The organism is Mesorhizobium sp. M7A.F.Ca.ET.027.02.1.1, from assembly GCF_004022985.1.
Taxonomy (GTDB): Bacteria; Pseudomonadota; Alphaproteobacteria; order Rhizobiales; family Rhizobiaceae; genus Mesorhizobium.
The window spans coordinates 1-7,961 of the sequence record NZ_RZOL01000281.1 but is presented as its reverse complement, the minus strand read 5'-3'; the positions used below and the strand labels follow the sequence as shown (position 1 = coordinate 7,961).

The window sequence follows — 7,961 nt, the reverse complement described above, 5'->3', positions numbered from 1 at the left end:
CCCATATAGACGACGACAGGCTGGCCGGTGCGGGCGATTGCCGCCCAATCGAGATCGTCATCGGTGCCGGCGGCGTGGCCGGTGGCCAGGATCACCGCCTTGTTGATGCCGCGCATGGTGGCCGGGATGCCGGTCGCGGCCAGAGCGCTGAGGCCCGAGGTCAGGCCTGGCAGCACGCGGAACGGGATGTTTTCATGCGCCAGCGCCAGGGCTTCTTCGCCGCCGCGGCCGAAAATATAGGGATCGCCGCCCTTCAGCCTGACGACGCGGCGGCCGTCGCGCGCCAGCCGCACCAAAAGGGCGGTGATGTCATCCTGTTTCATCGACGGTTTTCCGCCGCGCTTGCCGGCAAAGAAAAGCTCGGCATTTTCGGCGACGGCGACGACATCCGATGAGACCAGCGCGTCGTAGACCAGCGCATCCGCCTCGGCCAAAGCCGCCAGCACTTCGAGCGTCAGGCAACCGGGGTCGCCGGGGCCGGCGCCGGCCAGCCAGACATGGCCCGGCTCAAGCCGGCGCGGCTTGAAATTCAGCTGGGACAACGCCTTTTCGAGCGTAGTGTTTTTGGTGCTGCCGCTCACAATCCGTCCCGTCCGCGAAAACGCCGCTGGTAGTGGGCGTCGTACAATGAACTCTCGCCAAAACCTTCGGCTGCCAGCGAGCGGCCGACGAAGATGATCGCCGTGCGCTCCATCGGATCGGCGGCGAGCAGCGCCTCGATGGTCGCCAGCGTACCGGTCAGCACACGCTCGTCCGGCCAGGAGGCGCGGAAGACGACCGCCACCGGGCAATCCCCGCCATAATGCGGCGTCAGCTCGGCAACGACGCGGTCGATGGCGTGGATGGCCAGATGAATGGCCAGCGTGGCGCCGGTGCGGCCGAAGCCGGCCAGCGTTTCGCCGGGCGGCATTTTTGATGCGCGTCCGGAGATGCGGGTCAGCACCAGGCTTTGCGCGACTTCAGGAATGGTCAGCTCGCGGCGCAATGCGGCGGCGGCAGCGGCGAAGGAGGGGACGCCCGGCGTCAGCGTGTAGGGAATGCCATGCTTTTCCAGCCGGCGGATCTGCTCGGCGACGGCGCTCCACACCGACAGGTCGCCGGAATGCAGGCGGGCGACATCATGGCCCGATTTGTGGGCCGCGACATACTCGGCCTCGATCTCGTCGAGCGACATCGGCGCGGTGTCGACCAGTTTTGTTCCGGGCGCGCAATGCTGCAAAAGCTCGGGCGCGACGATCGAACCGGCATGCAGGCAGACCGGGCAGCTTGCAAGGAGCTTGGCGCCGCGCAGTGTGATGAGGTCGGCGGCACCTGGACCAGCGCCGATGAAATGGACGGTCATGGCGCATCTCCGCTGATGGCGATGGCGCAGGTGACCGGGCCGAGCACCGTGCGCGGGCCAAGCAGTTTGGCGCCTTTGCCGACGACGGCAAGGGCGGATGCCTCGGAAACCGATGGGGTTCCGGCAACATCCTGCGAGAGGTCGGAATGGCTGAGCGTGTCCGACGAGGCGGCCTGAAGCGTGGCGTCATCGACGACGATGACCGGAAGACTCAGCACGCGGCCAGCGGCGGCGATCGCTTCTTCATCCTTCTTGAACTCGGCAGTCGCCAGTGCCGAAAGTGCCGTCATCGTCAGGCCATGAGTCTCCAGCGCGGTTTCGATCGCGGCAAGCACGTCTTCGACGCTCACGCCTTTTCGGCTGCCGATGCCCGCGACCATCATGGCTTGACCCAGCTCCATTGGGTCACTGGCATGGCCGGCCGCCAGGCCTGCATCGCGCCGACCGGCGATGCGCGAGAGATGGCGATGCGGGTGAGATCGCCGCCGAGCTTGGTATGCTGGGCGAGGAGCAAGGCTTCCATCTCCAGCGTCACCGCATTGGCCACGAGACGGCCGCCCGGGCGCAGCGCCTTGATGGCAGCATTCAGCACGCCGGCATCGCTGCCGCCGCCGCCGATGAAGATCGCGTCCGGCGTGTCCAGCCTGGCAAGTGCCCTGGGCGCGCTGCCTTCCACCACGACAAGGCCGGGAACGCCGCAGACGGCCGCGTTGCGGCCAATGCGGGCGGCGCGGATCGGATCGGCCTCGATGGCAATGGTGCGCATCGAAGGGTGGGCCAGCATCCATTCGATGCCGATGGAACCGGAACCGGCGCCGATGTCCCACAGCAATTCGCCGCGCCGCGGCGCCAGCGCCGACAGTGTGATGGCGCGGACTTCGCGCTTGGTGATCTGGCCGTCATGGTCGAACAGATGATCGGCAAGGCCTGATGTGAGCGGCAGGACGCGCGCGTCTGGACCGGATTCAACTTCGACCGCCAGAACGTTGAGTGGATTGATGTTTTCGAGATCGAAGGCATCGGCGCGGATCGTGCGGTGGTCCTCGCTTGGCCCACCCAACGCCTCCAGGATCGTCAGCCGCGATGCGCCGAAGTCGAGTTCGGTGAGCAGGCGCGCTATTGCAGCGGGGGCTTCGGCATCCGAGGTCAGTGCCAAAATGCGCGCGCGTGGCTGCAGCAGCGGCCGGATCAGGTCGAGCGGCCGGCCGTGCAGCGAGACGGTCTCGATGTCCTGCAGCGCCCAGCCAAGGCGCGCGGCCGCCAGCGAAACGGCCGACGGTGCGGGGATGACATGCATCTCCTGTTGCTTGACCTTGCGCGCGAGGGTGGCGCCGACGCCGTGGAAGAACGGATCGCCTGAAGCGAGCACGCAGACGCGCCTGTCGGCAAGCGCCAGCACGTCAGCCATCTCGGCATCGAAAGGAACTGGCCAGGCGCGCGCCTCGCCCTTGGCGAAGGAAGCGACCAGCGCCAGGTGCCGCTTGCCGCCGAAGATGATCTCCGCCTCGGCAATCCGCTGCTTGGCCTCGTCGCCGAGACCCGCTAAACCGTCCTCGCCGATGCCGACGATTGTGAGCCATTTTGGGGTGAGCTTGGCACCGCGCGGACCTTCAGCAGGCATGATGACCCACCGTATTCTGATCCTCGGCGGCACCACCGAAGCCCGGCAACTGGCCGGAAAACTGGCGGCGCGCGCCTCGGTCACGCTGTCGCTGGCCGGCCGCACTGAAAGCCCGGTCGCGCAAGGCGTGCCGGTGCGAACGGGGGGCTTTGGCGGTGCCTGTGGATTGGCCGATTATTTGCGGAAAGAGCCTATCGACCTGCTGATCGACGCGACGCACCCCTATGCGGCGCAGATCTCCGCCAATGCGGCGCAAGCCGCCCGCGTGGCCGGTGTGCCGATCCTTGCGCTGCGACGCCCCGGCTGGGAGCCTGTCGAAGGCGACCGCTGGACTGAGGTCATTACATCCGGCGATGCCGCGCGAGCGCTTGGACTGGCGCCGCGCCGTGTTTTCCTGGCGCTGGGCCGGCAAGAGGTCGCTGCTTTCGAAGCTGCGCCCCAGCATCATTATCTCGTCCGCAGCGTCGACGCGATCGAGCCCAAGCTTGCCGTGCCGGATGCGAGCTATCTTCTGGCCCGTGGCCCGTTTCGTGAGGCGGAGGAACGCGCGCTGCTCGAAAAGCAACGCATCGATGTCGTCGTGTCCAAGAACAGCGGCGGCGAAGCGACTTATGGCAAGATCGCCGCGGCGCGGGCGCTTGGCCTCGAGGTGGTCATGATCCAACGGCCAGTCTTGCCGGATGTTCCCGCGGCTGAAAGCGTTGAAGCGCTGACCGTGTTGGTCGATCATTTTGTCCGTCCCGTGGACGAGCGCGGCGTGTAGACCAGCGCCGGCTTCTCCGCGCGCTTGATGATGCGGGTCTCCGGCGAGCCGATGATGATGCAGGTCGCCATGTCGGCCTTCTCTGCCTCGACATCGGCCAGCAGATAGACCTCGATGCGCTCATCCGGGCGGCCGGCGGCGCGGCCGAAAATCACTGGTGTGGTACCAGGCAGGATCGCGGTCAGGCATTCGAAGGCGCGGCCGAGCTGCCAGGGGCGCGCCTTGCTGATCGGGTTATAGAGCGCGATGACGAAGCCGGCGCCGGCCGCCGCCAGCAGGCGCAGTTCGATCAACTCCCATGGCTTCAGATTGTCGGACAGCGAGATGGCGCAGAAATCATGGCCGAGGGGCGCGCCGATGCGGGCGGCGACCGCCAGCATGGCGGTGATGCCGGGCACCACAGCGACATCGACCGCGCGCCATTCGGCCGGGCCGGCCTCGATCGCCTCGCAGACGGCCGCCGCCATGGCGAACACGCCGGGATCGCCACCGGAAACCACCGCGACGTCGTGGCCCTCGGCGGCTTTGAACAGTGCGTCCTTGGAGCGGGCGAGTTCCTCGCGATTGTCGGAAGCGACGCGGGTCTGGTCCGGGCGCAATTCCAGCCGGTCGAGATACGGTTTGTAGCCGTAAAAGAATTTCGCCTCGGCTACGGCGCGGCTGGCTTCCGGAGTGACTTGATCGGCATTGCCGGGCCCAAGGCCGATGACAGTGAGACGGCCGCTCATACTTGCGCTCCCACGGCGCCGGGGCGGCCGGACCAGCCGGCGACCAGCACGATGGCGAAATAGGGCGCCTTGTCGTCCGGCTTGTCGGCCAGCTTCATCGACACGCTGCCGGCCATGGTGCCGCGCTCGACATAGACGGCGCGCGACAGCTTGGCCGTAGCCTCCAGCGCCCGCCTGATCTTTGGCAGGTTACGGCCGACCTTCATGATGACGGCGGCATCGGTGTCAGCCAGCCGGCGCGTCAGCTCGAACTCGCTCATCGTGCCGGGCAGCACCGTCAGCACGTCATCGCCCTGGACGATCGGGATACCAGTCTGCGACCAGCAGCCGGACATGGCGGTGACGCCGGGAATGACTTCGGTCGGGAAGCGATGGGCGAGGCGTACATGCAGATGCATGTAGGAGCCGTAGAAAAGCGGGTCGCCCTCGGACAGCACCGCAACCATCCTGCCTGCCTGGAGGTGCTCGGCGACCTTCTCGGCGGACTCCTCGTAGAAAGCCGTGATCTGCGAGCGGTAGTCGTCGTGATCCTTGTCGATTTCGGTGGTGACGGGATAGAGCAGCGGCAATTCCGTCATTTCAGGCCGGAACTGCGCTTCGACGATGGCGCGCGCATTGCTGTTGTTGCCGCGCTTGGCGAAATAGGCCACGACATCGGCTTCCGCCAAGGCCCGCGCGGCTTTCAGGGTCAGCAGTTCGGGGTCGCCGGGACCGGTGCCGACGCCGACGAGACGGCCTTTGGGAAGCGCGTTCACAGGCCCGGCCTCGCCAATGAATTGAGCGCTGCGGCGGTCATGGCGCTGCCGCCGAGACGGCCACGCACGATGGCATAGGGAACGCCGTAGGAATTCTCGGCCAGCGCGTCCTTCGATTCGGCAGCACCGACGAAGCCGACCGGCATGCCGATGATGGCCGCAGGCTTCGGCGCGCCGTCCCGCAGTTTTTCCAATAGATAGAACAGCGCGGTCGGTGCATTGCCGATGGCAACCACCGAGCCCGCCATGCGCTCGCCCCACAAATCGATCGCGGCGGCCGAGCGGGTGTTGCCGATTTGCCCAGCAATGTCGTGCGTGCGCGGATCGCGCAAGGTGCAGATCACCTCGTTGCCCGCCGGCAGCCTGGCGCGGGTGACGCCATGCGAGACCATTTCCGCGTCGCAGAAAATCGGCGCGCCCGCCGCCAAAGCGGTGCGGGCAGCGGCAACCAAATCCGTGGAGAACACAAAATGACTTGAAGCTTCGACCTGGCCGCAGGCATGGATCATGCGGATGGCGACATCGGCCTCGGCCTCGGAGAAGCGCGAAAGATCAGCCTCGGCGCGGATAATGGCGAAGGAGCGCTCATAGATCGCCGTGCCGTCATGGATGTAGTCGTAGGCGGCCATGCTCATTTCCGTTTTTCAGTTTGGGCCTGTCGGTAAGCCTCGGCGATACCGGCCGGCCCGAGCCTTGTCAGGCAAGCAGCGGCAGTCTCGCCTTGATATCGTGCGCTGCGGATCATTGCCGCGACGCGGCCGATGCCGCGCGCGGCGTCATAGCCCGGCCTGTAGCCCGCAGGAAGGGCCTTTGCCGTCGCGTTCACGACAAGTCCGGCTCCGTTTTCGCCGCCGACAATCGTCAGCGTCGCCAGGGCGGGGTGGGCGCAGCCTTTGGCACAGCCGGAAATGTGCAGGGTGAAGTCGAGGATGTCGGCGTTTTCAGTGGCAATCGTCTCGGCGATGTCGCGCGTGGCGATGCGGCCGGAGGCACAGGCCGGCGTGCCGGAGCAAGCGGCAATGCGCGTGCGCGGGTCGGTGGGGGCGGTGACGAAGCCGAGGGCGGTGGCGGTGTGTTGGAGGGGTTGGTTGGCTGCCGGTGGCTGGCCAAGGAAGAGCAGGGCACGACTGGGGGCGAGGCGGATTTCGGTTGTGTTGAGGGAGAGGGCGCTTTGGGCGAGCGCGATGATCTTGTCTGCCGGCATGCTGCCGTAGGGGAGGGCAATGCCGAGGGCAATGGCGTCGCCGGCTAAGGGGAAAAGGCCGCTAGGTTTACGCGAGGCGCCCCCCTCTGTCCTGCCGGACATCTCCCCCTCAGGGGGGGAGATCGGCAGCTTAGGCGCCGGCTTTTCCTTACCAACACCGGAGATTGGCGAAACCATCGGTGGCAGCGTAATCTCCCCCCTTGAGGGGGAGATGTCTGGCAGGACAGAGGGGGGCGCCTCGCGCAAACTTGTCGAGCATAGCCAACCCGCCAGAGACACCAACTGCCTCTCAGTCAAATCCCTCGCATGAGCCTCGCGGCCTTTTTCGGCAACCATTCTTAGGGCCGCGACGGTGATGTCGCACGCCGAGCCTTCATCGGCAGTGACAAGTGGCCTCCCATTCCACCCATCACCCGCGACAGACACCCGCCACCGAACTCCTGCATCGACCCGCACTGCAGCAAGCCGCACATCGGCCGTCACCGAATCCATCGTCAACTGCCCGCAGCCGTCCACAACGACCGAAACCTTCGGCCCCAGCCTCGGCGCTAATCCAGCCTCGTCAATCGACGCCCTGATCCGTTCAGCCAGCGGCCGGGGATCGGCAATCTCCTGCGGGTCGATGCCGGCCAGCGGGCCGGTCTCGACCGGCACGCCGGTGCGTACTGCGATATCAAGCGCATCGACCTCCGCCGCCAGCCGCGCCGCGCTGTCCGTGGTCAGCCCACGTATCTGCAGACTGCCGCGCGCGGTGACTTCCATGATGCCATTGCCGTGCCGCAAGGCGGATTCGCAGAGTCCAATCAAAAGCTTCGGCGACAATCCTCCAGAAGATGGGCCTCCAGAAGACGGGCCTCCAACAACCGGATTGAGCCGCACCAAAAGCCCGTCGCCGGTCTGCATTGGCACCGACAAAGCCGGGCAGGCGCCGCGGCGCGAGAAGGCGTTCATGCCGCCACCCCAAGCGCCTCGGCCTCGGCAATCAGGGCCGTGAGATCGTCGTCGATGGAGTTGCGCAGGGGATGCCACAGGCCACGCCGGCGCGCCGACAGGAAGCGCTCGGCGATGACTTTGGCGGCGGCGGGGTTCTCGCGCAGGATGAAGGCGCGGACCATGGGATCGCCGAGATAGGCATCGTGCACTGCCTCGATCAGCGTGCCCGAAATGGCGTGCGTGGTTTCGGCGAAGCCGACCAGGCGGTCTACGGTTTCGGCAAATTCGGAGGCGCCACGCGGGCCGTGGCGCATCTGTCCCGATATGAAGCGTGGATTGACGGCGCGGGCGCGCACCACCCGCGATACGGCCTCACTGAGCGAACGCGGCTTGGGCTTTTGCGGGTCCGTGGTGTCGAGCACGATGACGTCGGCATTCCTGCCGAGCGCCGCAAGGGCGGCCGAAAAGCCGCCGATGAAAGCGACGTCGGCGGAGCCTTCGAGGATGTCGCGGCCGGGGTCGTCGCCGGTGTGGACGAGAAGATCGGCCTCGGCGATGCGGGTTTCGAAGACGCCGGGCACCGATACGCCTTCGCCCTTGGCACCGCCATAGGCA

10 protein-coding genes are annotated in these 7,961 nt (G+C 66.6%); 1 reads left to right on the top strand and 9 read right to left on the bottom strand.

All coding sequences use genetic code 11. The features are described from left to right. From cobA to cbiE, 4 genes are all read right to left on the bottom strand, one after another. The coding region (cobA, locus tag EN749_RS25130) for a uroporphyrinogen-III C-methyltransferase (protein WP_128364181.1) at window positions 1-581 on the bottom strand (581 nt) is incomplete at its 3' end. Further along, the gene (cobM, locus tag EN749_RS25125; RefSeq protein WP_128364180.1) at window positions 578-1,342 is read right to left on the bottom strand and encodes a precorrin-4 C(11)-methyltransferase; all 765 of its coding nucleotides are present in this window, start codon (window positions 1,340-1,342) and stop codon (window positions 578-580) included. The genes cobA and cobM, both read right to left, overlap by 4 nt. Then, window positions 1,339-1,725, bottom strand: a complete 387-nt coding sequence (locus tag EN749_RS25120) for a cobalamin biosynthesis protein (protein WP_127399385.1) — start codon at window positions 1,723-1,725, stop codon at window positions 1,339-1,341. Before EN749_RS25120 ends, cobM begins: the two co-directional genes overlap by 4 nt. After that, on the bottom strand, window positions 1,722-2,963 hold the full coding sequence (cbiE, locus tag EN749_RS25115) for a precorrin-6y C5,15-methyltransferase (decarboxylating) subunit CbiE (protein ID WP_128364179.1): 1,242 nt from the start codon (window positions 2,961-2,963) through the stop codon (window positions 1,722-1,724). Before cbiE ends, EN749_RS25120 begins: the two co-directional genes overlap by 4 nt. A gap of 1 nt (window position 2,964) precedes the next feature. On the opposite strand from cbiE, the gene EN749_RS25110 reads away from it, so the two are divergent. Beyond that, window positions 2,965-3,726, top strand: a complete 762-nt coding sequence (locus tag EN749_RS25110; RefSeq protein WP_128364178.1) for a cobalt-precorrin-6A reductase — start codon at window positions 2,965-2,967, stop codon at window positions 3,724-3,726. Here the strand turns inward: EN749_RS25110 and EN749_RS25105 are convergent. The 5 genes from EN749_RS25105 to EN749_RS25085 form a co-directional block, all read right to left on the bottom strand. Next, a complete protein-coding gene (locus EN749_RS25105) occupies window positions 3,690-4,454 on the bottom strand; it encodes a precorrin-3B C(17)-methyltransferase (RefSeq protein ID WP_127399071.1) in 765 nt (254 codons plus the stop codon). The two genes, EN749_RS25110 and EN749_RS25105, sit on opposite strands and share 37 nt — an antisense overlap. Beyond that, window positions 4,451-5,209, bottom strand: a complete 759-nt coding sequence (locus EN749_RS25100) for a precorrin-2 C(20)-methyltransferase (protein ID WP_128364177.1) — start codon at window positions 5,207-5,209, stop codon at window positions 4,451-4,453. Before EN749_RS25100 ends, EN749_RS25105 begins: the two co-directional genes overlap by 4 nt. Beyond that, complete coding sequence (locus EN749_RS25095) at window positions 5,206-5,838, bottom strand: precorrin-8X methylmutase (RefSeq protein ID WP_128289855.1); 633 nt, start codon at window positions 5,836-5,838, stop codon at window positions 5,206-5,208. Before EN749_RS25095 ends, EN749_RS25100 begins: the two co-directional genes overlap by 4 nt. Window positions 5,839-5,840: 2 nt before the next feature. Further along, complete coding sequence (gene cobG, locus EN749_RS25090) at window positions 5,841-7,364, bottom strand: precorrin-3B synthase (RefSeq protein ID WP_128364176.1); 1,524 nt, start codon at window positions 7,362-7,364, stop codon at window positions 5,841-5,843. Then, window positions 7,361-7,961 (bottom strand): cobaltochelatase subunit CobN (locus EN749_RS25085; RefSeq protein WP_189367689.1); only part of this gene is annotated, 601 nt, incomplete at its 5' end. The genes EN749_RS25085 and cobG, both read right to left, overlap by 4 nt.